The organism is Kaistella flava (ex Peng et al. 2021), from assembly GCF_015191005.1.
Taxonomy (GTDB): Bacteria; Bacteroidota; Bacteroidia; order Flavobacteriales; family Weeksellaceae; genus Kaistella; species Kaistella flava.
Genome location: NZ_CP040442.1, coordinates 3,028,929 through 3,055,923, shown reverse-complemented (window position 1 = coordinate 3,055,923; position 26,995 = coordinate 3,028,929). Strand labels below are relative to the sequence as shown.

25 protein-coding genes and 1 riboswitch are annotated in these 26,995 nt (G+C 34.3%); of the genes, 16 read left to right on the top strand and 9 right to left on the bottom strand.

Annotated features, from left to right (window positions below; genetic code table 11):
• Positions 1 to 6 precede the first annotated feature (6 nt).
• Complete coding sequence (locus Q73A0000_RS13730; protein WP_193811501.1) at positions 7 to 1,284, bottom strand: T9SS type A sorting domain-containing protein; 1,278 nt, start codon at positions 1,282 to 1,284, stop codon at positions 7 to 9.
• A 374-nt stretch (positions 1,285 to 1,658) separates the two neighbouring features.
• On the opposite strand from Q73A0000_RS13730, the gene Q73A0000_RS13725 reads away from it, so the two are divergent.
• From Q73A0000_RS13725 to trpS, 3 genes are all read left to right on the top strand, one after another.
• On the top strand, positions 1,659 to 3,128 hold the full coding sequence (locus tag Q73A0000_RS13725; protein ID WP_208458784.1) for a helix-turn-helix domain-containing protein: 1,470 nt from the start codon (positions 1,659 to 1,661) through the stop codon (positions 3,126 to 3,128).
• Positions 3,125 to 4,261 (top strand): hypothetical protein, encoded by a 1,137-nt coding sequence (locus tag Q73A0000_RS13720; protein ID WP_193811499.1) that lies wholly within the window; start codon positions 3,125 to 3,127, stop codon positions 4,259 to 4,261. Before Q73A0000_RS13725 ends, Q73A0000_RS13720 begins: the two co-directional genes overlap by 4 nt.
• 71 nt (positions 4,262 to 4,332) lie before the next feature.
• A complete protein-coding gene (trpS, locus tag Q73A0000_RS13715) occupies positions 4,333 to 5,301 on the top strand; it encodes a tryptophan--tRNA ligase (protein WP_193811498.1) in 969 nt (322 codons plus the stop codon).
• Between the two features lie 47 nt (positions 5,302 to 5,348).
• Here trpS and Q73A0000_RS13710 read toward each other — a convergent pair whose 3' ends face one another.
• From Q73A0000_RS13710 to Q73A0000_RS13690, 6 genes are all read right to left on the bottom strand, one after another.
• Entirely contained in the window at positions 5,349 to 6,044 is a 696-nt protein-coding gene (locus tag Q73A0000_RS13710; RefSeq protein ID WP_193811497.1) for a YjjG family noncanonical pyrimidine nucleotidase, read from the bottom strand.
• A 26-nt stretch (positions 6,045 to 6,070) separates the two neighbouring features.
• Positions 6,071 to 6,205, bottom strand: coding sequence for a hypothetical protein (locus Q73A0000_RS17095; protein WP_262892921.1), 135 nt, complete (start codon positions 6,203 to 6,205; stop codon positions 6,071 to 6,073).
• A 41-nt stretch (positions 6,206 to 6,246) separates the two neighbouring features.
• Positions 6,247 to 6,837 (bottom strand): RNA polymerase sigma factor, encoded by a 591-nt coding sequence (locus Q73A0000_RS13705; protein ID WP_193811496.1) that lies wholly within the window; start codon positions 6,835 to 6,837, stop codon positions 6,247 to 6,249.
• Between the two features lie 175 nt (positions 6,838 to 7,012).
• Positions 7,013 to 7,507 carry a hypothetical protein gene (locus tag Q73A0000_RS13700; RefSeq protein ID WP_193811495.1) on the bottom strand — a complete coding sequence of 165 codons (495 nt, stop codon included), beginning with the start codon at positions 7,505 to 7,507 and terminating at the stop codon, positions 7,013 to 7,015.
• Between the two features lie 72 nt (positions 7,508 to 7,579).
• Complete coding sequence (metK, locus tag Q73A0000_RS13695) at positions 7,580 to 8,860, bottom strand: methionine adenosyltransferase (protein WP_193811494.1); 1,281 nt, start codon at positions 8,858 to 8,860, stop codon at positions 7,580 to 7,582.
• A gap of 188 nt (positions 8,861 to 9,048) precedes the next feature.
• Entirely contained in the window at positions 9,049 to 10,002 is a 954-nt protein-coding gene (locus tag Q73A0000_RS13690) for a hydrogen peroxide-inducible genes activator (protein ID WP_193811493.1), read from the bottom strand.
• Between the two features lie 91 nt (positions 10,003 to 10,093).
• On the opposite strand from Q73A0000_RS13690, the gene Q73A0000_RS13685 reads away from it, so the two are divergent.
• The 7 genes from Q73A0000_RS13685 to Q73A0000_RS13655 all read left to right on the top strand — a co-directional run bounded on the left by Q73A0000_RS13685 (position 10,094) and on the right by Q73A0000_RS13655 (position 16,121).
• A complete protein-coding gene (locus Q73A0000_RS13685; protein ID WP_193811492.1) occupies positions 10,094 to 11,584 on the top strand; it encodes a catalase in 1,491 nt (496 codons plus the stop codon).
• A gap of 111 nt (positions 11,585 to 11,695) precedes the next feature.
• Positions 11,696 to 12,463 carry an enoyl-CoA hydratase/isomerase family protein gene (locus tag Q73A0000_RS13680; protein WP_193811491.1) on the top strand — a complete coding sequence of 256 codons (768 nt, stop codon included), beginning with the start codon at positions 11,696 to 11,698 and terminating at the stop codon, positions 12,461 to 12,463.
• 74 nt (positions 12,464 to 12,537) lie between these two features.
• The gene (locus Q73A0000_RS13675) at positions 12,538 to 12,927 is read left to right on the top strand and encodes a deoxycytidylate deaminase (RefSeq protein WP_244140858.1); all 390 of its coding nucleotides are present in this window, start codon (positions 12,538 to 12,540) and stop codon (positions 12,925 to 12,927) included.
• 25 nt (positions 12,928 to 12,952) lie between these two features.
• Positions 12,953 to 13,861, top strand: a complete 909-nt coding sequence (xerD, locus tag Q73A0000_RS13670; protein ID WP_193813733.1) for a site-specific tyrosine recombinase XerD — start codon at positions 12,953 to 12,955, stop codon at positions 13,859 to 13,861.
• Positions 13,858 to 14,370, top strand: coding sequence for an NUDIX domain-containing protein (locus Q73A0000_RS13665; RefSeq protein WP_193811490.1), 513 nt, complete (start codon positions 13,858 to 13,860; stop codon positions 14,368 to 14,370). The genes xerD and Q73A0000_RS13665 overlap by 4 nt, the downstream gene beginning before the upstream one ends.
• A gap of 66 nt (positions 14,371 to 14,436) precedes the next feature.
• The gene (locus tag Q73A0000_RS13660; protein ID WP_193813732.1) at positions 14,437 to 15,117 is read left to right on the top strand and encodes an RluA family pseudouridine synthase; all 681 of its coding nucleotides are present in this window, start codon (positions 14,437 to 14,439) and stop codon (positions 15,115 to 15,117) included.
• Between the two features lie 299 nt (positions 15,118 to 15,416).
• Positions 15,417 to 16,121, top strand: a complete 705-nt coding sequence (locus Q73A0000_RS13655; RefSeq protein ID WP_193811489.1) for a hypothetical protein — start codon at positions 15,417 to 15,419, stop codon at positions 16,119 to 16,121.
• Between the two features lie 69 nt (positions 16,122 to 16,190).
• On the opposite strand, the gene Q73A0000_RS13650 is transcribed toward Q73A0000_RS13655, so the two are convergent.
• Together Q73A0000_RS13650 and Q73A0000_RS13645 are read right to left on the bottom strand one after the other, a co-directional pair.
• Positions 16,191 to 18,383: an outer membrane beta-barrel protein gene (locus tag Q73A0000_RS13650; protein WP_193811488.1), complete on the bottom strand. Its 2,193-nt coding sequence runs from the start codon at positions 18,381 to 18,383 to the stop codon at positions 16,191 to 16,193.
• Positions 18,384 to 18,507: 124 nt separating this feature from the next.
• On the bottom strand, positions 18,508 to 20,784 hold the full coding sequence (locus Q73A0000_RS13645) for an aconitate hydratase (protein ID WP_193811487.1): 2,277 nt from the start codon (positions 20,782 to 20,784) through the stop codon (positions 18,508 to 18,510).
• A gap of 174 nt (positions 20,785 to 20,958) precedes the next feature.
• Here Q73A0000_RS13645 and Q73A0000_RS13640 point away from each other — a divergent pair, with 174 nt between their 5' ends.
• The 6 genes from Q73A0000_RS13640 (at position 20,959) to Q73A0000_RS13615 (ending at position 26,946) form a co-directional block, all read left to right on the top strand.
• Complete coding sequence (locus Q73A0000_RS13640) at positions 20,959 to 21,351, top strand: DUF2752 domain-containing protein (RefSeq protein WP_208458783.1); 393 nt, start codon at positions 20,959 to 20,961, stop codon at positions 21,349 to 21,351.
• Positions 21,352 to 21,381: 30 nt separating this feature from the next.
• Positions 21,382 to 22,143 (top strand): WG repeat-containing protein, encoded by a 762-nt coding sequence (locus Q73A0000_RS13635; protein ID WP_193811486.1) that lies wholly within the window; start codon positions 21,382 to 21,384, stop codon positions 22,141 to 22,143.
• A 23-nt stretch (positions 22,144 to 22,166) separates the two neighbouring features.
• Positions 22,167 to 22,259, top strand: a riboswitch (TPP riboswitch).
• Positions 22,260 to 22,354: 95 nt separating this feature from the next.
• Entirely contained in the window at positions 22,355 to 24,472 is a 2,118-nt protein-coding gene (locus Q73A0000_RS13630; protein ID WP_193811485.1) for a TonB-dependent receptor, read from the top strand.
• A 223-nt stretch (positions 24,473 to 24,695) separates the two neighbouring features.
• The gene (locus tag Q73A0000_RS13625) at positions 24,696 to 25,451 is read left to right on the top strand and encodes a hypothetical protein (protein WP_193811484.1); all 756 of its coding nucleotides are present in this window, start codon (positions 24,696 to 24,698) and stop codon (positions 25,449 to 25,451) included.
• Positions 25,427 to 25,942, top strand: a complete 516-nt coding sequence (locus Q73A0000_RS13620) for an acyl-CoA thioesterase (RefSeq protein WP_193811483.1) — start codon at positions 25,427 to 25,429, stop codon at positions 25,940 to 25,942. The genes Q73A0000_RS13625 and Q73A0000_RS13620 overlap by 25 nt, the downstream gene beginning before the upstream one ends.
• A gap of 68 nt (positions 25,943 to 26,010) precedes the next feature.
• Complete coding sequence (locus Q73A0000_RS13615; protein WP_193811482.1) at positions 26,011 to 26,946, top strand: 2-hydroxyacid dehydrogenase; 936 nt, start codon at positions 26,011 to 26,013, stop codon at positions 26,944 to 26,946.
• Positions 26,947 to 26,995: the final 49 nt, after the last annotated feature.

Below are 26,995 nucleotides of genomic sequence, written 5' to 3'. Positions count from 1 at the left end.
GATTAATTATTCCTTAATAAACTTGATTGTTTCAGTTTTTCCAGCGTTATTAATCTTAAGAATGTAAGCACCTTTTGATAATCCTGAAAGATCTAATTGATTATTTTTCAAAACTTCAGAAGACTTAACTTTTTGTCCTGCAGCATTATAAACTTCTACATTAGTCAATTTATCAGCATTAGTAATAGTTACAATATTTTTAACCGGATTTGGATAAATCCCAACTTTCGATTTATTTTGAGCAACTGCTGTAGCAAGATTAGTTGGTAGTTTAATAACAAATCCACTTAGACCATTACCACTCGTCCCTAAACCAGCGATATATTGACCGTTAGGAGAAATCCCCAATGGAAGTGCGAAGGTCATCCCTAAATCATCATAACCTAAGCTTGCAACGTAATCGTTAAGATTTATCCTACCCGTTTCTTTTGTCCAGATAAAACCTTCACCAGAAGTTGCAGGTGCTCCCCAAGGTCTAAAATAGCCGATTACCGTTTTACCATCATCACTCACTCCAGATGCGCCACCAATATACATTGGGTCTGGGTGCTTAATACTTATATAGCCATCTGCAGCGTTCCAAACGAAAGCGCCCTCTTCTTCCTCTGACGTTCCGACAATGGTATTACCATCTGGAGTCACCGCCTGGCCCTCACCAGTAAAGCTGCTATTCTCTTTTTGTATAAATGATTGTACATTATCTTTCCAATAAACAGCGAATCGATCTCCATAGTCATCATCTTGCCATCCTACAATTACCGTCCCGTCATCACTAATTGCATTTGCACGGGAACTTCTCGTAGGCGTTGTACTTCCCAAATCAACTATACCAGTTGCCTGCGTCCATTTCATAGCATGAGCTTCCCATCCGGAAACGAAACCAAGACCTACAATAGCAGATCCATCACTGGTCATTCCCCAAGCCGAAGTACCATCGCCATCAGGATTGATGGTTCCTAAATAAGTCCATGTACCTGTCGTCGTGTTATATCTCGCCATTTCACTTTTTCCTGTATCAGGATTTACCATTGTCCCAGATACATACTTTGCATCTTTTGATATACTGGTAGTCCCAGAAATTTGCTCATCACCAGTAACCTCTCCAATAGTAACCAATCCGGTTCCTTCATTCCACATTACATGCAGTACATTCATCACATTCCCTACCGCGACACCCGTGTCTGACACATCATCCATTGTCGCGTAATCACCAGTATTAAAAACTTGAGAACTGGCGAATCCTAAACCGCAGAGCACAAGCATTGTTGAGTAAATTTTTTTCATAATAGTTTAATATTTTATTTTGTTATACAAACATATCTCAATTGATACGTACTTACTAACGAATGGCTTTTGCATTTCATGAAAACACAAAGTTGAAAATCGCAAACAACTGATAATCAACATTTATAAAAAAGCTATTTCCACCGTTTACCCTAGCTACAGCATTTGAAATCCTTACCAATTGGACAACAAACCATTAAATAAATCATCTTTTTTAAATAAAAAATAACGAAATCACATATAAATAACAAAATAATAGTATATCATAAAAAATAAATTATTTTTGTTAAATGAAGTGGGAGCAACTATTTATATTTCTTTTTTTAATAAGCACTGTTTTTTTATCTGGTCAAAAGAAAAGTGACTTCGAAATAATGGTTGGAAGAAGTATTGAAAAACTTCATCAAGATCCCGACGCTGCTATTAGATCTTGCAAGAATATTAATATTAAAGATGATCAACATTATGACAAACTAATCATCAAAAGTATTCTTGCAGAAGCCTATTCCTTTAAAGGAAATTATGTTGATGCGGTACAAATTGCGTTAGAAAATGTAAACGCTCCCGAACTTTTACAACAAAAAGATCAATTGCTCATTAACCTCGGAGTTATACAGTGTTTTCAGGATGTTAATCTACATGAGCAATCAGAAACTCTTGTAACTCCTATTTTAAAAGATTATAGCCAAGCAAAAAATAACAAGAGTTACAAGTCTGCTAAAGTTTACCAGCTGCATGCTTCTAATTTATTTGCTCTTAAAAATTACGATAAAGCCTTAGAAAATATCGCGCTGAGTAACAATTATATTAGATTTACTTCCCCCAATTCTTACAGTACTTTTTGCGAAAACAAAATTCTTACTGGGAAAATATACTCTCAATTAAAAGATTACAAAACAGCTGAAAGGTATTTCGGAGAAGTAGCAAGTATTTTAAAAGCCCATCCAAACAACAGTTATCTTTTAGCGACTACTTATTTGAATCAATCAGATCTTTTATTTGAGAAAAAAGAATACTTCGCCGCCGCAGAACTACTGGAAAAAGCGCTGGAAAAGGTTTCAAATGCTGATTTTTTAATCCTCAAAAATAAAATTTACAGCGGTCTCGCCAAAAACTATCTCGCGCTGAAAGAAAACGACAAGCACAAAGATTATCAAAAAAAACATGATGATTCACAAACTATAATAGAAGAGAACAGAAAAGAAGCTATTCGAAATATTATGAAATTAAGTCAAGGCTTTCAAACACAAAACTACAATACTTATATTTCTAAAAAACAAGAGCTGACCTACATTTACCTCGGAATTGCACTGTTAATTATTTCGACGATCTTCTTTTTCAACTATCAGGAAAAACAAAAGAAAAAAATGCTTGAGAAACAGGTTTTGTTTTTTGAAAACCAGAAGTCAATCTTAAAAAGAAAGGAAGATAAGATTGCAGAACCAGAAAAGATCAATACTAAAAAAGCATTAGTCATCCCGAAAGAAAAAGAAGACCATCTTTTGCAAAAACTCAACGAATTTGAAGAGTCTGAACAATTTTTAGCCAAGAATATGTCTTTAGCTCTTCTTGCCGCACAATTAGAAACGAACACCAAATACCTTTCTGAGGTCATTAATAAATTTAAAGGAAAAAACTTCACTACTTATATTAATGAACTGAAAATTAACCACATTGCTCACCTTATTTCTTCTGACCTCGCGTATCGACAATATAAAATAAGTTATTTAGCAGAATTCGCGGGATTTACTTCTCACAGTACATTTACAGTAGTTTTCAAATCCGTAACCGGCATGTCTCCCAATGAATATATTCAACAAGTAAACAAACGACAAATTAGATGAGACCACTTTTCAACCTACTCTGCTGCTTTTTACTTTGCTTGTCTATTCCCCTTTCTTCACAAGTAAAAAATGACAAATCGGAAATAAAAAGAGCAAATGACATTCTTTATGAAAACCCAAATGAGTCGATCAAAATCGCATCTGCTTTATTAAAGAACGAAAAAAACACCGATAAAGTAGCGAATCTTTACATGATGATTTCCACGGCGTATATTGCAAAACGTGATATCGACAGCTCGCTGTATTTCATTATGAAGACCACCAACCTCATTAATTCTGATGCCTTACTAAAAACAAAAATCCGAATTTTAAATACCGTTTCTGTGCAATATCAACAGATGCAGCTTTATGATAAATCATTAGAAACTTTAGATAAAGCCAAAGAGTTTTATCTGAAATTACCGCCAAATGATAAAAGCAGGAATTATAATTTTGAATTCAATAATATGATTCGTGGGATGATTTACAGAAGTCAATCAAATCCAGAAATGGCTTTAGAAAAATTCTCTCAAGCCGTTGAATATTTTAAAAAACTGCCGCAAACCAAAGCAAACTCATCGAATATCAGCGTCATTTTATACAATATGGGTTATTGTTACATGGAATTAAATCAAAATTCTAAAGGGAAATTTTATTTTACAGAAGCGATAAAATATGGCCATTTGGCAGACGCAAAAAGCATTGAAGCCTACGCTCTAAAAGGTTTATCAGAGAATCTATATGTTAATCATGAATATACAGAATCCTTAGGTTTATTGGATAAGGCAGATCATTTAGCAAAGTCTATTGGAGATCTCGTCCTTAATGAAGGCATTTATAAATTAATGGCTAATAACTATTTAGCTATAAATAATTGGGGGAAATATCAGTTTTATAGTGATGAGGTTTTAAAATTAAAACAAGAAAAAGAAAAAAAAGATCAGAAATCGCTTAATCGGTACATCAAGATACAATCTTCTGAAAATCAGGAAAAAACAAACAATGCGATCACAAAATTCAACATTTATCAATTGCTGATTCTTGGTTTTTCTTTGCTTGCAATTTTATTTTTGGTGAGAAGTTTTCTTTCAAATAAAAAAGGAAATAAACTTCTAAAAAACAATATCGAACAACTGATTAATTCTGATCAGTAAACTTCTAATAAACTCCGATTGGTAGTATTAGCTTTGTTTCGTATTTTTGCTCTTAAATTACATCAAAACACATGTCCAGAATACTTACAGGAATACAAGCAACGGGAACACCGCACTTAGGAAATTTACTTGGAGCGATTATTCCCGCTATCGAATTGTCTAAAAAACCAGAAAACGAATCTTTTTTGTTTATTGCAAACCTGCACTCTTTAACACAGATTAAAAACGCGGAAGAATTAAAACAAAACACTTATGAAATCGCGGCAGCTTGGCTTGCATGTGGTTTAGATACCAACAAAACGTTTTTCTACAGACAAAGTGATATTGCTGAAACTTGTGAGTTAACCTGGTATTTATCGTGTTTTTTTCCATATCAAAGGTTGACGTTGGCTCATTCTTTTAAAGATAAAGCCGATCGTTTAGATGATGTTAATGCAGGATTGTTTACCTATCCTGTTTTAATGGCTGCGGATATTTTATTGTACGATGCAGAAATAGTTCCTGTTGGAAAAGATCAGCTGCAGCATTTGGAAATGGCGCGCGATATGGGCGCGAGATTCAATCATCAAATGGGCGAAGTTTTCGTTCTGCCACAAGCTGAATTACAGGAAGACACGAAATATGTTCCAGGAACTGACGGACAAAAAATGTCGAAATCAAGAGGAAACATTATCAATATTTTCTTACCAGAAAAGGAATTGAAAAAACAAGTAATGGGAATTGATACCGATTCGAAATCTCTTGAAGAGCCTAAAGATCCAGCAACCGACAAAGTTTTTGCTTTATACGAATTGATTGCAACCCCTGAACAAACTGAAATTTTAAGACAAAAATATCTAGCCGGAAATTTCGGTTACGGACATGCAAAAACAGAATTACTCAATTTGATTCTGACCAGATTTGAAAAGGAAAGAGAACTCTTTACATACTATATGAACAACCTGCCAGAACTGGAAGAAAAACTACAGGAAGGTGCTGCGAAAACCAAAGTAATCGCTTTGGAAACTTTAGCACGAGTTCGAAAAAGTGTCGGAGTTTAATTCAAAATATCAAACTAAAAACCTTTCCAAATCGGAAAGGTTTTCTTTTATAAAAGTTCTTTTAACTCAATTAGTTTTTTAATGATTTGTACATCTTCCGCTTCAAATTTATCATCGAAGACATCAAAATAAATAACCTTTAAACCAAAGGATTTCCCACCTTCTACGTCGGCAATCCAGTCGTCACCAATCATCATCGATTCTTCAACCGTGGCGTTGGCTTTTTTCAATGCATAATCGTAAATTTCAGGTTGCGGTTTTCTGATGTTGATTTCATCAGCACTGGTAATGGTTTGAAAGTAATTTTGGATTCCAGAAAGCTCACATTTTTTATGCGTAACTTCTTTAAATCCATTTGAAAGAATATGCAGTTTATAACCCTTGTCGTAAAGATATTCCAGAACTTCAAATGCTCCTTCTACCAAATCATTATAGTTCAGAATTTCGTCCAGGAAATTATGTTCGAAAGTTTGAGACAATTCGAAATCATCAACTCCGAAGAAGAGAAAAGAATCGTAGAATCGGTGTTTCCTCAAATATTCTTTATCGATTTCTCCATCACGAATTTGTTCCCAAAGTCTTTCATTAATGGTAAAATATTCCCGATGAAAGTCTTCAAAATCTAAATTATATTTGTCGTGAACCTTTTGTCTTTTAAAAATTTCTTTTAAAGTTAAATAAGCGTTTCCGCGGTGATCCCAAAGTGTATTATCGAGGTCAAAAAAAATGTGCTGAATTTTCATACAGCACAAATTTAAGTAAATTAAGATTAGTTCTTAGAAACAATATGGATTTTTGATTTCAATTTTACTACTGCAATACTCTGGGAATAACTGAGTAAAAATTCAATGGTTTGTTTCTTTGGTGTCAATCGTTTTTCTTTTAAAGTGTCAAATTTTTTCATACGCGAAAAGTTTAACTAAAAACGAAAACATTCCCATTTTATTATCTGGTCAAAACAATTTGATGTTCATCCATAATTTTTCTCAAGTTGATCAACGCATAACGTACTCTTCCCAATGTTGTATTGATGCTGGAATCAGTTTGATCTGCAATCTCTTTAAAAGACAATCCATCAAAGAATCGCAGTCTAATTACTTCCTGTTGATTTTCTGGCAAATAATCAAGCATTTTCATCAAATCTTCCTGAATTTGCCTGCTGATTAATTGTTCTTCAATATTTTCTTCTTGACCAGAAATTAAGTCGAAAATTGAGAACTCTTCATTATCATAAGATGTTTCTGAGACTTTATTATGTTTTGCTTTTAACCTGAAATGATCGATTACCAGATTATGAGCGATGCGTTTTGCCCAAAGCACAAATTTTCCTTCTTCATTATAACGACCTTCTTTTAGGGTAACAATAATTTTCATGAAAGTATCCTGGAAAATATCATTCGCCAAGGTTTCATCCATTAATTTATAAAAAATGAAGGTGAAAATTTCTTTCTGATGCCTTTCAATGAGTACGGCGAGCGCTTTTTCGTCACCATTTTTGAAATTCGAGATCAGCCAACTATCTGTATTATTAATCATAACTCTCTTCTATATTTGCATCCAAGATTTTGTGGCCCATTAAATTTAGGCTTGAAAACTTGAAATATTAAAAAACTAATAGAGATATATAATCTATAAAATTGGCTTTATTGTGAGTGGCTAAAATAGTAAAAAAGTTAATACTTTGTTAACTAATTAACAAAAAAATACAAAATTATTTCTTCAATAAATCGTGAAGCATGACTAATGGTAGATTTATCGTAAAATTAAAATTGAGTCCTTTCAGTTCTTTTCCATTAATTCCGGACTTATCTATCGGGAAAGCGTAACCTCCTGTCAAGTCAATTATCCCAAATAAAGTGACTCCGGCTTTTGGTGCGATATATTTAGTGGTTGCTTCCGCTCCTGCTAAAAAATAATAAGAATGGTATAAATCAACATTCCGTTCCGTATTAAATAAAATATCTCCCTGAACTTTAGGTATAATTGCAAATTTCCCATTAACACTTCCCATCATTCCAGCAACTCCTAATCTGTAAATAAAATCGTCATTGTTCAGAAAAAGCAATCTCCCTCCTACCTCAGCAAAACTTTGATTCTGATAAACATAACCTACGTGAACCATTTTATGAACCGTAAGTTGCGCTTTCGAAAATCCGAAAAATAATAGAAGTAATGCGATTGAAAAAACGAATCTCTTGTTCATCATTGTTTATTTTATTGGGGATAAAGGTAAAAAAAACTGCTTTAACATTTCTGAAAAAGCAGTTCTATATATTTTCTAAAGATTAAATTCTTTCTTTATTTCCTCAACCTTATCGAGTTTCTCCCAAGTAAAGAATTCTAAATCCTTAACGGTAAACTCTTCTCCATTTGCTCTTCTAAAGGTTTTATCAGCAACATAAGGTTCTCTTCCCATATGTCCATAAGAAGCAGTTTCCTGATAAATTGGATTTCTCAATTTCAAGTTTTGCTCAATCGCATAAGGTCTTAAATCGAAAATCTTCTGTACTCTTTCCGCGATTTCTCCGTCGTGTAAACCTAGTTTTGAAGTTCCATAAGTGTTAACATATAAACCACAAGGTTCTGCAACACCGATTGCGTAAGAAACCTGTACCAAAATCTCATCTGCAACTCCTGCAGCAACTAAATTTTTCGCCATGTGACGAACAGCATAAGCTGCACTTCTATCTACTTTTGATGGATCTTTTCCAGAGAAAGCACCACCACCGTGAGCTCCTTTTCCACCGTAAGTATCTACGATGATTTTTCTACCAGTTAAACCTGTATCTCCGTGTGGACCACCGATTACAAATTTACCTGTTGGATTGATATGGTATTTAATTTTATCGTTAAAAAGATCTTGAATTTCTTTCGATTGTTTTGCTCTCACTTTCGGAATCAAAATCTCAATCATGTCTTTTTCTATTTTTGCTGACATCGCTTCGTCACTTCCAAAATCATCATGCTGCGTAGAAACTACGATAGAATCAATTCTAACCGGTTTGTGATCATCAGAATATTCGATTGTTACCTGCGATTTAGCATCTGGACGAAGATATTTCACAGCGTCACTTTCTCTTCTTAAAACCGCTAATTCTTTCAGGATTGTGTGAGCAAGATCTAATGCCAATGGCATGTAGTTCGCAGTTTCATTGGTTGCGTAACCAAACATCATTCCCTGATCTCCCGCTCCTTGTAAGTTGGCTTTCGTTTCGAAATCGTCATTTTCATGAGCGCGATCTACTCCTTGATTAATATTAGAAGACTGTTCGTGAATCGCAGAAATAACTCCACAAGAATCACCAGCAAACATGTATTCTCCTTTAGTATAGCCAATTCCATTAATTACTCTTCGGGCAATATCCTGAACATCAAGGTAAGCGCTCGACTTTACTTCACCTGCCAAAACTACTTGTCCGGTTGTTACCAATGTTTCACACGCTACTTTTGACGTGGGATCATTCGCCAGGAAATTATCAATTAAGGCATCAGATATTTGATCAGCCACTTTATCTGGGTGTCCTTCGGATACCGACTCAGAGGTAAATAAATAAGACATATTTCTATTGTTTTTTTAATTAAAAAAATAGAAGAAAAATGGGTGATTGCAATAGGAACTAAAAGAGAAATTCGGTTTTAGCATTTTTTAATGAGGTTGCAATCAGTACAAATTTTTCCTCTCGTAAATTATTGATGCAAATTTAGATACTATTTATTAAAGCACAAAATTTATTTTGAAGTTAAAAACTATTGTGGTTTTACTCCAACAAATTCTTCCGGGCTTTTATTAAAATTAAGTTTATTCTTCAACGACGATGAAATAAATTCAATCAACTCATCTAAGATCTTCTGCTTGTAAGTCGGTTTATAATAAATCACAGAAATCTCACGATAAGGGAAAGGTGCTCTAAATCTTTTTACTTTTTGTTTTTGCTGATCGGTTAACTGCTCTACCGCAAGTTCCGGCAAAATACTAATTCCACCTAATTTATCTACAAGCTGAACTAACGTATTAATATTAGAAGCCACAAACTCCAGATTTTTAGGCTTTACCGTGTTTTCTTTTAATTCACAAATATTTTCAAATTGTGTTCTCAAACAGTTTCCTTCTTCTAAAAGCCATACTTTTTGCACATCAATATCTTCCGGAACTACGAAACTATCTTTCTTTTCAACATTACTGTCTTCTGAGGAATAAATCATCAGTTCTTCATTAAATAGAAAGTCATGATAAAATTCATTTGCTGCAGAATAAGGTGTCGAAATAATTCCCGCGTCGAGCTCGCCCGTTTTTAAAGCCTTAATAATATTGTCGGTCGTCATCTCCTTTAGATTCAGTTCGATCTTAGGATGATTTTTAAGAAAGTCAAAAATTTCGGTGGGTAAAATATAACCTGAAATTGTAGGAAGTATCCCTAAATTAAGTTTACCGGCCAACACATTATTAAGCAAATTCGCTTTACTTCTTAATTCATTGATAGCGTCAACTACTTTTTTAGCTTCTAATATAATTTGAATTCCAACATCGGTTGTTCTAATTGGGTGAGTAGTTCGGTCAAAAATTTTCACATCCAATTCATCTTCAAATTTTTGAATCATGGCACTCAAGGTCGGTTGCGTAATGAAACAAGCTTGAGCGGCATTGCCAAAGTGTTTATATTTGTCTACTGCGATAAGATATTCTAGTTGCTGAATGTTCATTTGGTTATTTTAGTCTTTGTCAAATATACTTAGATTTTGCCGAATTGTGATTATTTTTAAATAAATTTGAGGTTTATTAAAATCAGCAAAAATGAGCGACAACAAACTAACCAACTCCGCCGGAATCCCTTATTATGACCACGAGGATTCGCAAACCGCAGGACCAAGAGGACCGGTTTTATTACAGGATTTCTTCTTACAGGAAAATTTGGCTCATTTCGTCCGCGAAAGAATTCCGGAAAGAGTGGTACACGCCAAAGGAACTGGTGCTTATGGAACATTTACCGTAACACATGATATCTCGCAATTTACGAAAGCCAACCTCTTTTCTAAAGTAGGAAACTCTTGTAAAATATTTACAAGATTCTCAACCGTTGGTGGCGAAAGAGGAAGTGCAGATACAGAAAGAGACCCTAGAGGTTTCGCGGTGAAATTTTATACCGAAGATGGAAACTGGGATCTGGTCGGAAATAATACACCGGTATTTTTCATTAAAGACGCTAAGAAATTTCCTGACTTTATTCACACCCAAAAACGCCTGCCAAAAACAAATCTGAAAAGTGCGACCATGATGTGGGATTACTGGAGTTTGAACCCAGAATCTCTTCATCAAGTTTTAATATTAATGTCAGATCGCGGAACTCCGTTTGGTTATCGACATATGCATGGTTTTGGCTCTCATACTTTTTCAATGATTAATGCTCAAAACGAAAGAGTTTGGGTGAAATTTCATTTTAAATCTAAACAAGGAATTAAAAACTTTACGCACGATGAGGCTGTAAAAATGAAAGGAAACAATCCTGATTTCGCACAAGAAGATTTAATGAACGCCATAGAAGCGGGAGAATTTCCAAAATGGACTCTTTATATACAAGTGATGACCGCTGAACATGCAAAAGAATTTCGCTGGAATCCTTTTGATGTTACCAAAGTTTGGCTTCAAGACGAGTTCCCTTTAATTGAAGTTGGTGAAATGGAACTTAATGAAATTCCGGTTAATTATTTCGCTCATGTAGAACAATCAACTTTTTCACCGAGCAATTTAGTTAATGGAATTAGTTTTTCACCGGATAAAATGTTGCAAGGTAGACTCTTCTCTTATGCTGATGCTCATCGATACAGAGTTGGTGCCAACTCGCATTTGTTGGAAGTCAACCGTTGTCCTTTTATGGTAAACAATTACCAAAGAGATGGCGCAATGGCAGATTCAAGTCAATATCAAGATTTACCGAATTATTATCCAAACAGTTTCGATCAAATTAAACCTTCACCAGATTACAAAAATTTCGAAGAAGATTTAGACAGCAATCATGTTGCGAACTTTAACCGAAACGAAAATGATGACGATCATTACACCCAACCTGGATTACTTTATACGAAAGCAATGAACGAAACAGACCGTAAGAACCTGGTATACAATATCATTTCTTCGATGAACGGAATTACAGGACCGAAAAAAGATGAAATTATTAATCGTCAATTATGTCATTTCTTTCGGGCAAACATAGAATTAGGAATGAAAATCGCGATGGGTTTACAAGTTAATATTGATTCAAACATGATGAGTCACTCAACTAAATAAGAAATTCCTTGACAATCAGATACTTTTCATAAAAATAGTATTGCATTCATTCTATTAAAATGAGAAAAATTGATTAAGTTGCAGATTATAAATATATTTAACTGAAATAAGATGTCTTACGAAAATATAGTTTTAGAAACAGATCAAAGAACGGCGATAATTACTATTAATCGTCCACAAAGTTTAAATGCACTCAATGCGAAAACCATTTTGGAATTGAGTCAGGTTTTAGACGAAGTTGCTGCTGATTCAAAATATAGGGCAGTTATTCTTACAGGTAGCGGTGAAAAATCATTTGTCGCTGGTGCTGACATCAAAGAGTTTTCAGATTTCGGAACTGCTGCTGCTGAAGAGTTAGCCAGAAACGGACAACATATCCTTTTTAACAAAATTGAAAACCTTAACAAACCCGTAATTGCAGCTGTAAATGGTTTTGCATTAGGCGGAGGTTTAGAATTAGCGATGGCGTGTCACATTAGATACGCCTCAGAAAACGCAAGATTAGGATTGCCAGAAGTAACTTTAGGATTAATCCCTGGTTACGGAGGGACGCAGCGTTTACCTAAATTAGTTGGAAAAGGTCTAGCGAACGAATTGATTTTTTCAGCTAAAATGATTCCGGCGCAACGTGCAAAAGAAATCGGTTTAGTAAACGAAGTTTTTAGTTTAGAAGAACTTTTACCTAAAACAAAAGAGTTGGCAAATATTATTGCTCATAATTCTCCGATGGGAATTTCGAAAGCAATTGCAGCAGTTAATCAATCTGATACTGATCAGGGTTTTGAAACTGAAATAAAAGCTTTTGGTGAACTCTTTGAAATGGAAGACAAAAAAGAAGGCGTTGCTGCTTTTTTAGAAAAAAGAAAACCCTCTTTTTAAATAAATAATTAGTCCTATTTTAATTAAAAAATAATTTTTTGAAAATAACAAAATTTGATATTGCTTATCTAAAAATGGCAAATGAATGGGCAAAACTTTCCTACTGCAAACGCAAGCAAGTAGGAGCGCTCATCGTAAAAGACCGTATGATTATTTCAGATGGTTATAACGGTACGCCATCGGGATTTGAAAACTGCTGCGAAGATAACGACGGGATAACACACTGGTTCGTTCTTCACGCAGAAGCAAATGCAATATTGAAATTGGCAGGCTCAACACAATCAGCGAAAGACGCTACGCTATATCTTACCTTATCTCCTTGCAAAGAATGCAGTAAACTTATTCTACAAGCAGGGATAAAAAAACTCGTATATGTTGATGATTACAAAGATAATGACGGAATAGCATTTCTAAAAAATCACGGAATTGAAATTTTGCAAATCCCTGATGATGATTTAAAATAAAAAAAAAAAACACAAACACACAATGATGACTTGGAATGAAAAAATTAAAGACTTTGAAACTTTTTTAAAATTTGAACGAAACTTCTCCGAAAACACAATAGACGCTTATTTAAGAGACATCAAAAAACTCAAAGATTTTGCGGAATTCAACCTTGAAAACACAGGTCCATTAACAATTACTTACGAGAATATTCAAGAATATCTTTTCCAACTTTCTAAACAAAAATTTAGTGAGAGAACTCAGGCAAGATGGATATCTTCCATAAAAGCATTTTTTAGATACTTGGTTGAAGATGAAGTTAGGGAAGACAATCCTGCGACTTTGCTGGAAGGTCCAAAATTAGGACTCTACCTTCCTGATACGTTAAGTTTTGAAGACGTAGAAAGAATTACTCGAGCAATCAATATTACTACTGATTTAGGCAAAAGGAATCACTGCATGATCGAAGTTCTCTACGGCTGTGGATTACGTGTTTCTGAATTGATCGATCTAAAAATTTCCAATATTAATTTTAAAGAATCTTACTTAAAAGTTGAAGGAAAGGGAGACAAATCCAGGTTTGTTCCTTTAGCAAAGTTCACCTCAACTTTAATTAAAGAATACATCAATACCGTTCGTTCTAAAAATAAAATCAACAAAAAGCATGAAGACATTGTTTTCTTAAACAGTCGAGGTTCTTCAATGTCCAGAGTAATTGTTTTTATCATTATTAAAGAACTGACTGAAAAAGCGGGCATCAGCAAAAAGATTTCACCACATACTTTCCGACATTCTTTTGCCACTCATCTTTTACAAAATGGCGCCGATTTAAGATATATTCAGGAAATGCTAGGACATTCAAGTATCACCACAACTGAAATCTACACCCATTTGAAAAATGAAGAATTGCGCGACGTCATTCTTAATTATCACCCGAGAAATAAAGCAGTATGAGCGATTTAAAATTTTGCCCGAAATGTGGAAATTCTTCTCTACAATGGGATGATGAAAAAAAATGGAGTTGTTCAAATTGCGATTATGTACTGTTTCACAATGTCGCTGGAGCAGTTGCGGTCATTATTAAACACGGCGAAGAAATTTTATTTACCCGAAGAAATCAAGAACCTAAAAAAGGGAAACTGGATTTAGCTGGCGGATTTGTAGATCCAAAAGAATCTGCTGAAGAAACTTGTGTTCGAGAACTTTTTGAGGAACTAAATATCAAAGTTGATATTTCTCAATTAAAATATCTCGCTAGTTTACCGAATACTTACGAGTATAAAAATATCCTTTACAATACCATCGATTTGTTTTATGAATACGAAGTTTCTGAAAAACTGGAATTGCATTTAGAGTTATCAGAAATTTCTGAAACTATTTGGGTTAAAAAAGATCAGATTAATTTAGAAGATATCGCTTTTGATTCACAGAAAATATTTTTTAAGAACTATATTAATTCGTAACAAATCATCTGACCTTCCTCGAGGTTTCGAGGTTTTTTATCTTAAATTTGCAGTTCGTAAATTTCAATCATGCAAGAACAAATCGTTTTCGAAGACAATCATCTTTTAGTTATTAATAAAAAAGTCGGACAACTCGTTCAGGGCGACAAAACCGGCGATTTATCTTTGCTTTATTTGATTAAAGATTTCATTAAAAAAAGAGATCAAAAACCTGGAAATGTTTTTCTTGGTTTGGTTCATAGAATCGACCGACCAACTTCTGGCTTGGTGATTTATGCGAAAACATCGAAAGCACTTTCCCGTTTGACACAGATGGTAAAAAATCGTGAAATCAAAAAAACCTATTGGGCTGTTGTTCCTAAAACTGAAATTCCGAAAAGTCAGCGATTGGTTAATTATCTTCAGAAAAACGAAAAAACCAATAAATCCACCGTTTTCATAAAACCTACAGAAGGTGCGAAAGAAGCGATCCTTAAATACGAAATCATCAAAACTTTAGATAACTTTCAGCTACTAGAAGTTGATTTAGAAACGGGTCGTCATCATCAAATCCGCGCGCAATTATCAAAAATTGGAGTTCCGATTAAAGGAGATTTAAAATATGGTTCACCACGTTCTAATCCAGACGGTGGAATTCATCTTCATGCGAGAAGGTTAGAATTCATTCATCCTGTGACATTAGAAAAACTAACCATTACGGCACCAGTTCCTCAGAATGATCCTGTTTGGAAAGCGTGTGAAGATTAAATTTTCTGCTCCCAGAAATTTTATTTCCTTTAAAAAATTCAAATTATACTGTCTCCGATAATATAAGATTCACAGCAATGCCTTAATCATACTTCTCATTTTCAACTTATTAACGACCCATAGTAGAGGTCTGATCTATTTTATAATAACTTTCCAGTTTGCATTTTGGTTTAAAAAAAACTGATTTTTAATAATTTTTGGGATGAGATAAATTATTTTTTTAAATACTATTTTTAGCATAGCTTTGCAGCCAAATTTTTATTGAACTTTTTATGAAGAATTTTTTATTATTGCTGTGCATGCTTACAGTAGCGTTCGCAAAATCGCAATATGTAGGTATTAACACAACAAATCCTAAAGCTACATTTGATATAGTTGGAACTCCTAACGATGTAACAAAAGCTGACGGTCTCATTCCTCCCCGAATAACATTGGCGCAACTTAATGCGAAAACAAGTTACTCAGCTACTCAAAAAGGAGCACTGATCTATGTCACTGATCTTACAGGAGGCTCTACCGTTTCACCTACAGCACAGGTAACCGCAACTGGTTATTATTATTTTAATGGTATGCTATGGGAAAGCGTTGTTCCAAAATCTGTAATATTTACAGCATCTTTAGGTGAGAATGCATCGATTACACAAGGTGCCTTTAATACAGTTCCCTTAAAAAAAATGGGGGAAAACCTAGGGGGAGGAGTTTGGGATAGCACCAATTACACCTACTCCGTTCCTGTCAGTGGAACGTATATTATAAAATCCACCATCAGACTTGCTGATGGCTTTGGCTCCAGAAATATTTTTCAGGCAGTTAACACATCAAATTCAGATAATCCAGATGGTATTTGGCAAACAAATCCAGGTACCCAAAGATGGACCATGCTCTATACCAGAATTGCCTATTTTAATAAAGGAGATTTACTCAGATTATATATTTATTCTGACGGAGGAACTGCTGATTTAATTAACGCATCTTTGAATATTGCTTTACTTAATCAAAATTAACGAATCACGATTATTTTAAATATTACAATGCCCCGCAAAACTTGCAGGGCATTTTTTATTTTCAATAAGTTATGGCACAGGTTGAACAACACCACCATTATTATCAGTTTGATTCGTTTGCTTTAAAATATTAGCGTCCTCTTTTGCCAATTTATTTTTAGTCGGAATTTTATAATTGACAGAGAAACCAAAATTTCTCGTATCAGTTTTATTATAAAGGAAAACACTATTTCCTTCCAATGGCTTCGAATGAAGTTGGGTGACTTGGGTATTAAATAAATCTTTACCAAAAACTGAAACCGTTAATTGATCATTAAGAAATTTCTTTGTAAAAGTTAAATCTACCTGTTGATTAAAGGGACGTTCAGATTCAAAATAATAGAAGCCTGCTTTCTTTGACAATACATTATAGTTTGCAGTCATTCTAATTTGGGAAGGCAACATTACCTGCGCCATTAAATTTAGAATAAACATTCCTTTCGGGTCGATTTCTTTAATTTCATGTTTTACATAACCTGCATAAACGTAAAGAAAATTAATTTTATCTGGATTAAAATTCATCTTCATTATTTCACTGAAAGGTTTTGTAAAAATCATAAATGGAATCGGCATTCCAATATTGAAATTATGAATTCTCATGTTCGGAATATTCACCTGCTTATTTTCAATAACGTCACCATCTCTCGAAAGTATTTGCGCAACTTGATTATCGATAGACGAAACGTTATAACCGATAAAAGCATAATCAAAGGCCGAAAGTTTAATTTCAAAATTATCAAAAATCGTCGGCTGTAAATACGGATTTCCCGTCATCGAGGAATTGGGTCCAGTAAAAGTATTGTTATTTGGATTCAGGGAAGAGATACTCGGCAAGGTGATTTTCTTGTTATAATTTAAAGCCAGATAAACCTGATTCATCAAATTATATTGAATACTTGCATTGGGGAATAATTTGAATTTATTAAAAGGAATCAATGCTTCTTCCTGCAAAATCCCATTTGAATCTGTTAATCTGGTCGTTCCGGAAATGTCATAATTTTCGGCTCTCGTTCCTAAAGTAAAATCAAATTTTTTCAATTTTGCCTGAAATTCTAAATAAGTAGATGCGGTATTTCTTTGATACTCGAGGTTCGTAATACCTTTACTTTCGGTATCGAAAATCTGATTTTCATACAATCCGCCGAAACTTACTTTTCCTTCATCTAAAATTTTCAATGGCTGAGAGAAATCAACTTTAAAGTTAGAAACCTGCATCACAGAATTATTATCGAGCAGTCTGCCATAACTTTGGTTTCCAAAAGAGGTTGAATTATTGTAAATATTATCTTGGTAGAACTCATTATCCGACCGTGTATATCCCGCCTGGAAATCCAATTTTTTATTCTTATCATCAAATCTTTTTTGATAAGTAACAACTGCTTCCTGACGAAGTGAATTTGTTTTTGCCGCATCTAATGCAGTATATTTGTTTAGAACCTTACTCGACAACAAATAGGATCCATCGCTTAAAGTAGCGTTATCATTATTGTTGTTATAAACGTCGTAATTCAATAATAATTTATCATTTCCCAAATCAAAAGTAACTCCGGCTTTTGCAAAAGTTCCGAGGGCAATTCTATCAGTGCTGGAGAAAACCAGATTATCCTGATTGCTGTTCATTTCACTTTCACGATAACTTTGACCAACTCTCAACTGCCATCCAAAGTATTTATTTCTGGCATTTAAGCTTAATGAATTATTCGTTCTACTGCGGAATTGATCTTCATTAGTAAAGGCATAATTCCCGGCGTAGGTTGCTGTTAAATATTTATTTGCATTTTTATTGGTGATGATATTCATAATTGCACCACCTGAAGAAGCAGGAAATTCTGCACCGGGCTGCGTAATGACCTCAATTCTCTCAATAGAGTTTGCTGGCATTCCTTCTAAGAACGATGTTAGATCATTACTGGAAATATTTAAAGGACGACCATTCAGATAAACCGCAAGCATTTTTCCCTGATACATCATTCCAGCGATATCGGTAGCGACTAAACCTGGAAGTTTTTTAATGCCTTCCATCGCAGATCCTGTGTTTAGGCTTTCTTGCTCCGAAAAATCAAAGATTGTTCGATCTGCTTTTTGTTCAACGGCTTTTTTAGTTTTGGTGATTACCACACCTTCAATTTCTTTTTCCTTGGTTGGAGAATTTGGGTTTTCCTGTGAAAAGTAAAGTTGAGTAAATAGTAAGGCAATAACTGCAGAGGATAGTTTTTTGGTCATAAATGAATTTCTATGCTATTAGACAACATTATCTCAGAAAAGTTACAATAAGATACTTTTTAAAATAACAAATAAAAAAACCGCCCAATTGCTTGAGCGGTTTCTATATCGTAATCTGAACTGATTATGCATTTCTCGCTGCTTCAGCTGCGATCAAGTTCAAAGCAGATCCTGCTTTGTACCAATCGATTTGTTGAGCATTGTAAGTATGGTTTGTTAAGATAACATCTTTAGTTCCATCGGCGTGAACCAATTCTAAAGTCAACGGTTTCCCTGGAGTAAACTGAGCTAAATCTAAGAAGTTAATGGTATCATCTTCCTGGAATTTATCATAGTCAGCTTTATCAGCAAACGTTAAACCTAGCATTCCTTGTTTTTTCAAGTTCGTTTCGTGGATACGAGCGAAAGATTTTACCAAGACTGCATAAACACCAAGATGTCTTGGCTCCATAGCTGCGTGTTCTCTGGAAGAACCTTCACCATAGTTTTCGTCGCCAACTACAATTGTTGGAACGCCAGCCGCTTTATAAGCTCTTGCTACGGCAGGAACTTCACCGTATTCTCCTGTAAGAATATTTTTCACGGTGTTGGTTTCCATATTGTAAGCGTTGATCGCGCCAATCAACATATTATTAGAAATATTATCTAAATGTCCACGGTATTTCAACCACGGTCCTGCCATAGAAATATGGTCGGTGGTACATTTTCCGAAAGCTTTAATTAAAACTTTAGCACCGGTAATATTTTGTCCATCCCAAGGTTGGAAAGGAGTTAACAATTGAAGTCTGTCAGAAGTTGGACTTACCGCAATCTGAACAGCAGAACCATCTTGAGACGGCGCTTGATAACCATTGTCATCAACTGCAAAACCTTTTTCTGGTAATTCAAAACCTTTTGGTTCGTCTAATTTAATTTGTTCACCTGCTTCGTTCGTTAAAGTATCTGTGATTGGATTAAAATCTAATCTCCCAGAAATTGCAATTGCAGCAACCATTTCTGGTGAAGCTACGAAAGCGTGTGTATTTGGATTTCCATCAGCTCTTTTCGCAAAGTTTCTGTTGAAAGAATGGATGATTGAGTTTTTCTCTCCTTTATCAGAACCTTCTCTATCCCATTGACCGATACAAGGTCCACATGCGTTAGTAAAGATTCTTGCGTTTTCAAATTTTCTAAATGAATCCAGGAAACCATCTCTCTCAGCAGTGAATTTCACTTGCTCAGAACCTGGGTTGATTCCTAAAATTGCTTTTGGTTTTACCCCTTTCGCAAAAGCATCTTCAACAATAGAAGCCGCTCTCGATAAATCCTCATAAGAAGAGTTCGTACAAGAACCGATCAATGCCCATTCTACTTCGATTGGCCAACCGTTCGCTACTGCTTTTTCATGGAATTCAGCAACAGGTGTCGCTAAATCTGGTGTAAAAGGTCCGTTTAAATGTGGAGTTAATTCATCCAAGTTAATCTCGATAACTTGATCAAAATATAATTCTGGATTTGCATATACTTCAGCATCACCCGTTAAGTGATCAGCGATTACATCAGCAGCATCTACGACATCTTGTCTTCCGGTTGCAGCTAAATATCTTCTCATCGAATCATCATATCCGAAAGTAGAAGTAGTTGCTCCAATTTCAGCACCCATGTTACAGATCGTTCCTTTTCCAGTTGCAGAAAGTGATTTTGCTCCTTCACCGAAATATTCTACGATACATCCAGTTCCTCCTTTAACAGTAAGAATCCCGGCAACTTTTAAAATAATATCTTTTGCAGAAGCCCATCCGCTTAATTTTCCAACTAACTTAATACCGATTAACTTTGGCATCTTAAGCTCCCAAGCCATTCCCGCCATTACGTCAACAGCATCTGCTCCACCAACACCAATTGCAACCATTCCTAATCCACCTGCATTTACAGTGTGAGAATCGGTTCCAATCATCATTCCACCTGGGAATGCATAATTTTCTAAAACAACCTGGTGAATAATTCCAGCACCTGGTTTCCAAAAACCAATACCATATTTATCACATACAGAACTCAAGAAATTAAATACTTCCGAGTTTTTATTAATACCTTCCTGTAAATCTGACGCAGCACCAACTCTCGCCTGAATAAGGTGATCAGCGTGTGCGGTAGAAGGAACAGCAACTTTTGATTTTCCGGCTTGCATAAATTGCAATAAAGCCATCTGTGCGGTTGCATCCTGCATTGCTACTCTATCTGGTGCGAAATCCACATAAGAATTTCCACGTTCGTGAGCCGTCGTTGCGCTACCTTCCCAAAGATGGGTATAAAGAATTTTCTCTGCAAGAGTAAGCGGTTTCCCCACAGCTTTACGAGCCGCTTCGATCCTTTCTGGATAACGCGCATACACCTTCTTAATCATATCAATGTCAAAAGTCATATCTATTGGTTTTTTATTATCTTTTTTAGAAAGTCAAAAATACGAATTATTTTAAGTTTAAGCGTCTTTAAGTCATTTAGAATAAATATAAATATGATTTTTTATTTCTATTTTCTTATTTTTAAAGATTAAAATTTACACGCCCAGAAAAGAACGAGCTTTATCCGTTCATCATTGAATTTAGAAATATTTGTGGTCAAAAAAAACATTCATTACAGCATCTACCTTATCCTTCTAATACTGGGAGGATTGCTTTACTATTTTTACAACCCTACTCTTTATCAACTCTTCCCGAAATGTATATTTAAAAGTGCGACCGGATTAAGTTGTCCCGGTTGTGGTGCACAAAGAGCCACTCACGAATTGTTACATCTTAATTTCAAAAGTGCCTTTGCTTACAATCCTTTGCTCGTGCTTTCTCTGCCGTATGCTGTAACTGGATTATTGCTGTACAAAACCAAACTAAAAGAGCGTTTACCAAAAACAAGACAGTTTTTATTTGGAACAACTTCTGTCATTATTGTTTTTATAGTGGTAATCGCTTTCTTTATATTCCGGAATTTATAAAACCCTATTTTTACAAGCTATTTAAAAGATATGATTAAAAATATTTTGACTTTATTTTTGTTAAGTTTCTCAATGGTTGTTTTCGCGCAGAAAAAACCGATTAATAAAAAAGTCACTGTTAAAAAAATTGTTGTTAAAAAAACAATTGCTCCTTCAATTAATTCAGATTTAATTAAAATAAACGATTCTATTCCCGCTCTTATTCCCTACAAAAAAAATGGAAAATCTGGATTTATAAATCAAAAAGGAAAAGTCATTATTCAACCTATTTATAGCAATGTTGGATTTTTCACCGAAGATTGTAATCTGTTGCATTCTCCCAATATTAAAGTTCAAAAATTTGGTTCCAAAGATTATTCTTCCGTTCGGCTTGATGGTGAGGATTACAGAATTGACATGACTGGAAAAAGAGTATATCAATTTAAAGATGAAGATTTAGGAATTTGTCCGCCGCAATTTAAAGCACAATTATTCCATGCCTATATTTTGAATAAAGCTTACGGAATTATTGAAGATTCAAAATTTGAAAATCCCGGAGATTACCGACAATTCACGATTTACCCACAGTTCGAATACCTTCATATTTTGGAAGGAGACGATTTAAAAAACCCAATGATTATAGCGGTCAGAAATGATAAATTTGGGATTATCGATGTAAATAGTAACATAATTATTCCTTTTGAATATGAAGATATCAAAAGAAACTATAGTTGGAAATTGGGTAGATTGTTTGAAGTGACGAAAGATGGTAAAAACTATTATTATATCGACATTGACAACAAGGAATATTGAAAAAAAATTCATAGTTTTGCATCCAGAAATTAAAGGGGTGCTGTGAAAAGCTGAGATTAAACCCAATGAACCTGGAACAGGTAATGCTGTTTAGGGAAATTAAAATAAGGAATGAACAATGAATAATCAGAAATGATTATTACTTATTGCCAATTACTTATTACTAATCAAATTCGCCCCTTTTATTCAATTAATCTTAAAAATTAAAAGAATGAAAGGATTTATTTTTTTAGGACTTGTCGCAGGTCCATTCTACTTTGCACAAAACACCGTGCAAGACACCATCAAAACAAAGGAAATTGAAAGCATCAGTTTCCTAAAACGACTTCCGGTCACCAAAGAAATCATCAACGTTGAAAAAGATTTAGGTTCAAAAAATCTCGGGCAGGACTTGCCAATTTTATTGAAGAACCAAATGTCGGTCATCTCCACTTCCGATGCTGGAAATGGCGTTGGCTACACCGGATTTAGAATTCGTGGCGTTGGTGGCACGGCAATTAATGTAATGATGAACGGCGTTCCGTACAATGATTCAGAAAGTCAGGGAACTTTCTTTGTTGACGTTCCTGATTTGGCGAGTTCGGCTTCACAAATTATTATTCAGCGTGGTGTTGGAACTTCATCTAATGGAGTTTCGGCGTTTGGAGCGAGTGTGAATGTTATTTCGAAAGATCCGGAAAAAGAGTTTTATGTAAAATCAGACAACGCTTACGGATCTTTTAATACCTATAAATATTCCGCAGAAATTGGAAGCGGAAAATTCTGGAAAGACAGATTGTCGGTATTGGGAAGATATACGAAAATTCATTCTGATGGCTATATTGACCGTGCTTTTTCAGATTTAGATTCTTATAATTTTTCAGCACTCTTCGAAGAAAACAAAACCAAAATTAGATTATTAGCTTTTGGAGGAAAAGAACAAACCTATCAAGCCTGGAATGCGATTGACAGAAATACCTGGGAAACCAATCCCAGATTCAATAATTCGGGCGCAATCTATGATACGAATTGGGAAAACATAATTGGCTTTTATGACAACGAAACCGACAATTACAGACAAAATCATTACCAATTACTTTGGGAACAAAACTTTAATGATCACTGGAATTTAGAAACTACTTTTCATTATACCAAAGGAAAAGGTTATTATGAAAATTATAAACAAGATGCTAAGTTTTCAAAATACAATTTACCGAACTTAACCGTTGATAATCAAACCATTAAAAAGACAAATTTCATCCGCAAAAAATGGCTGGATAATGATTTCTATGGCGGAGTTTCTACGCTTTATGGAAAGTTTGAAAATCTCGATTTAAATTTTGGAATCGTTGGAAATCAATATGAAGGAAAACATTATGGAAATGTTTCCGGCGTTTATTTTCCTGAGATTTTCGAACATGAATATTACAGAAATAATTCAGTAAAAAATGAGTTTGCAGGTTTTGCAAAAGCAATTGTTACACTGAATAAATTTGAATTGTATGGCGATTTACAATTAAGACACATTAATTACGATACAAAAATCATTCAGCAAGGTGATAATGAAGGTGTAAATCTTGAGAAAAACTGGTTATTCTTTAATCCTAAATTTGGCGTTAACTATAAAATCAATTCAGGGAAATTATTCTTTTCCTATGCTCACGCACATCGTGAACCAAATCGGGATGATATTTTTGCAAACACAGAAATTAAACCAGAGAAACTTCACGATTTTGAAGCAGGTTTAGAAAAATCTTTCGGCGCAATTTCTTTCACTACCAATTTATATTATATGAATTATGTGAATCAATTGGTTTTGAATGGACAGATTAATGATATCGGCGAATTCATCAGAGTTAATTCTGGAAAGAGTTATCGAATGGGAATCGAAGTTGGAGCGTTGGCAAAACTTTCTGATCACTGGAATCTTTCTGGAAATTTCACTTTAAGTAAAAATGAAAATAGAGATTTTAAAAATGAAACTGCGACTGGATTCGAAAACTTAGGAAACACACCGATTTCATTTTCACCGAATGTTATTGGAAATATTTTAGTCAATTATTCCCCAACATCAAATTTCAGTTTAGGACTTCAAAATCAATATGTTGGACGTCAATACTTAGACAACACGAATCAGGAGAATTTAAAATTAAGTAATTATTTCCTAACCGATTTCAATGCGAAATATACTTTAAACCTGAAAAGAACTGAAGTTGATTTCAAACTATTAGTTAATAATATTTTTAACCAGAAATATGTGAATAACGGTTTTGTTTATGATGGAGATCCATTCTATTTTTCACAGGCTGGAACCAATTTCATGTTCGGCATGAGTTTGAAATTTAAATAAATACGAGAAACACATTCATTATATAATTGATATTTTTTTTCAGAAAAACTGCTCCATAATTGATTTTGTGGAGCAGTTTTGTTTTAGATAAAAAAAACAATTACGGAAATGAAAGTCAAATTAAAACACGAAAATAAAAATCTCCATTCCAGAAAACCTCACCTATTTTACAAACTTTATTATTTTTGATAAAACCAATCAAAAATCATAAATTTGCCACAGTATGAATTTTCATTTATTTCTTCTCGAATTTCTAAAAAAACCAGGAAGCGTTTCCCTTCCTGGTTTTGGTACCTTTTATTTGCACACCATTAATGCTGTGCTCGATAAAGAGGGGAAAAACATTTTACCTCCCGGCGCAGAAGTAGCCTTCAAAACAGATGTTTCGGGAAACGGAAATGATTTTGCTAATTTTCTTTCCACGCAAAAAAATATTCCGCTCATCGATGCAGAAATCGAAATCAAAAAGCAAATTAATTATTGGAATGCAACTCTTCATAAAGAGAAAAAAGTCTCGGTAGAAAATTTGGGAACATTTTTCCTAGAAGACAGCAAGATGATTTTTTCTGGAAACAGAGCTGAAAATCTGTCTGCTGATTTTTATGGATTAGAAGAAATCAATATTTCAGAAATTAAAAACAGTCCAAATAAAAGTGGTAATTCTTATCAATTAAGTAAATCATTCTACTGGATTACTCCTATGATTATCGGAATTTTGGGACTTACCTACTTCGGAGTTACTCAACCGGAAATGATTTTCGGCCAGAAATCCTTTAAAAACGAAACACCAAAAAAAGAAGTAACGCCAATTAAAATAGACTCTGTAAAAATAGATTCACTTAACGCAATTCAACTTGCTATGGATTCTATCAAAAATGATTCTTTACAAAAAGCAATTGCACCTATAAAAGCTCCAGTTAAAAAATGGAGTTCAAAAAAATATTCAAAAACACAATGGAAAAAACCAAGAACGCATTAGCATCGCTAACCATAATGACCAATATCGTTTTACCGAACGAAACGAATTCTTTGAGAAATCTTTTTGGTGGTGAACTTTTAGCAAAGATGGATCGATGCGCCTCAATATCAGCCGCAAGACATTGCGAAAGACGTGTGGTAACCGCTTCTGTAAATCACGTATCTTTTGATCATCCAATTCCAGAAGGAGGAATTGTGGTTTTGGAATCTAAAGTTTCAAGAGCGTTCTCAACTTCGATGGAAGTTTATGTAGATGTTTGGTTAGATGATCCGATCAATCAGAAAAAAATTCATACTAATTCTGGAATTTACACTTTCGTAGCGGTGGATGAATTCAACCGACCAATTCCAATTCCGAAAATGACACCTGAGTCCGAAGAAGAAATACAAAGATTTGATGCTGCCTTGCGTAGAAAAGAACTTTCATTAATTCTTTCCGGCAGAATGAAAGCAGCAGATTCTGTGGAATTAAAGAAATTGTTTAGTAATTAAAAAAACAAATACTTTAAACACGAATTGCACGAATTCTTTAACACTAATGGGCACTAATATTTAAAAATATGAAAATCCTACTTCTCGATAAAAATCATCCGTTAATTACTGAACAACTTTCTGCGAAAGGATTTTTGTTTGAAGAAGATTTCACATCAACTTATGAAGATGTTTTAAAAAAAATCGAGAATTACGATGGAATTATTATTCGCAGTAGAATTCCCATTGACCAAAACTTTCTGGAACACGCAAAAAATTTAAAGTTCATTGCAAGAGTCGGCGCGGGAATGGAAAACATTGATGTTGAATTTGCAAAAAAATCCGGAATCGCGTTGATTAGTTCACCCGAAGGAAATCGTGATTCTGTAGCAGAACATGTTTTAGGAATGCTTCTCATTTTAATGAACCGATTATTCATTTCTTCCCAAGAAGTAAAAAATGGAATTTGGAAACGTGAGGAAAATCGTGGCGATGAAATACTGGGCAAAACTGTTGGATTGATAGGTTATGGAAACATGGGAAAAGCCGTTGCCAAAAGATTTTCGGGGTTTGGTTGTAAAGTAATTTTCCATGATATCTTAGCTGATATTGGCGATGAATTCGCAACTCAGGTTTCTTTAGATACTTTAAAAAAAGAAACAGATATTTTAAGTATTCACCTTCCAATTACCAAAGAAACTCATTATATCATTGATGAGAAATTCATTTCTGGAATGGCGAAAGATTTTTATTTCGTCAATACCGCACGAGGAAAAAATGTAAAAACTAATGATTTAGTCAACGCTATTAAATCCGGAAAAGTGAAAGGTGCTGCGCTAGATGTTTTAGAATTTGAAAAAGCCTCCTTCGAAAATTTGGATACCGAAAACGAAGATTTAGAATTCCTACTCAATTCTGAAAAAGTAATTGTGACACCACATATTGGAGGTTGGACAATTCAGAGTAAAGAAAAATTGGCTCAGGTTATTGTGGATAAAATCCTTGTTCAGTTTCCACAATCTTAACAAATCTTTATGACTTAGGTCTTACTTCTTGTTGTAGAATTCCCCTATA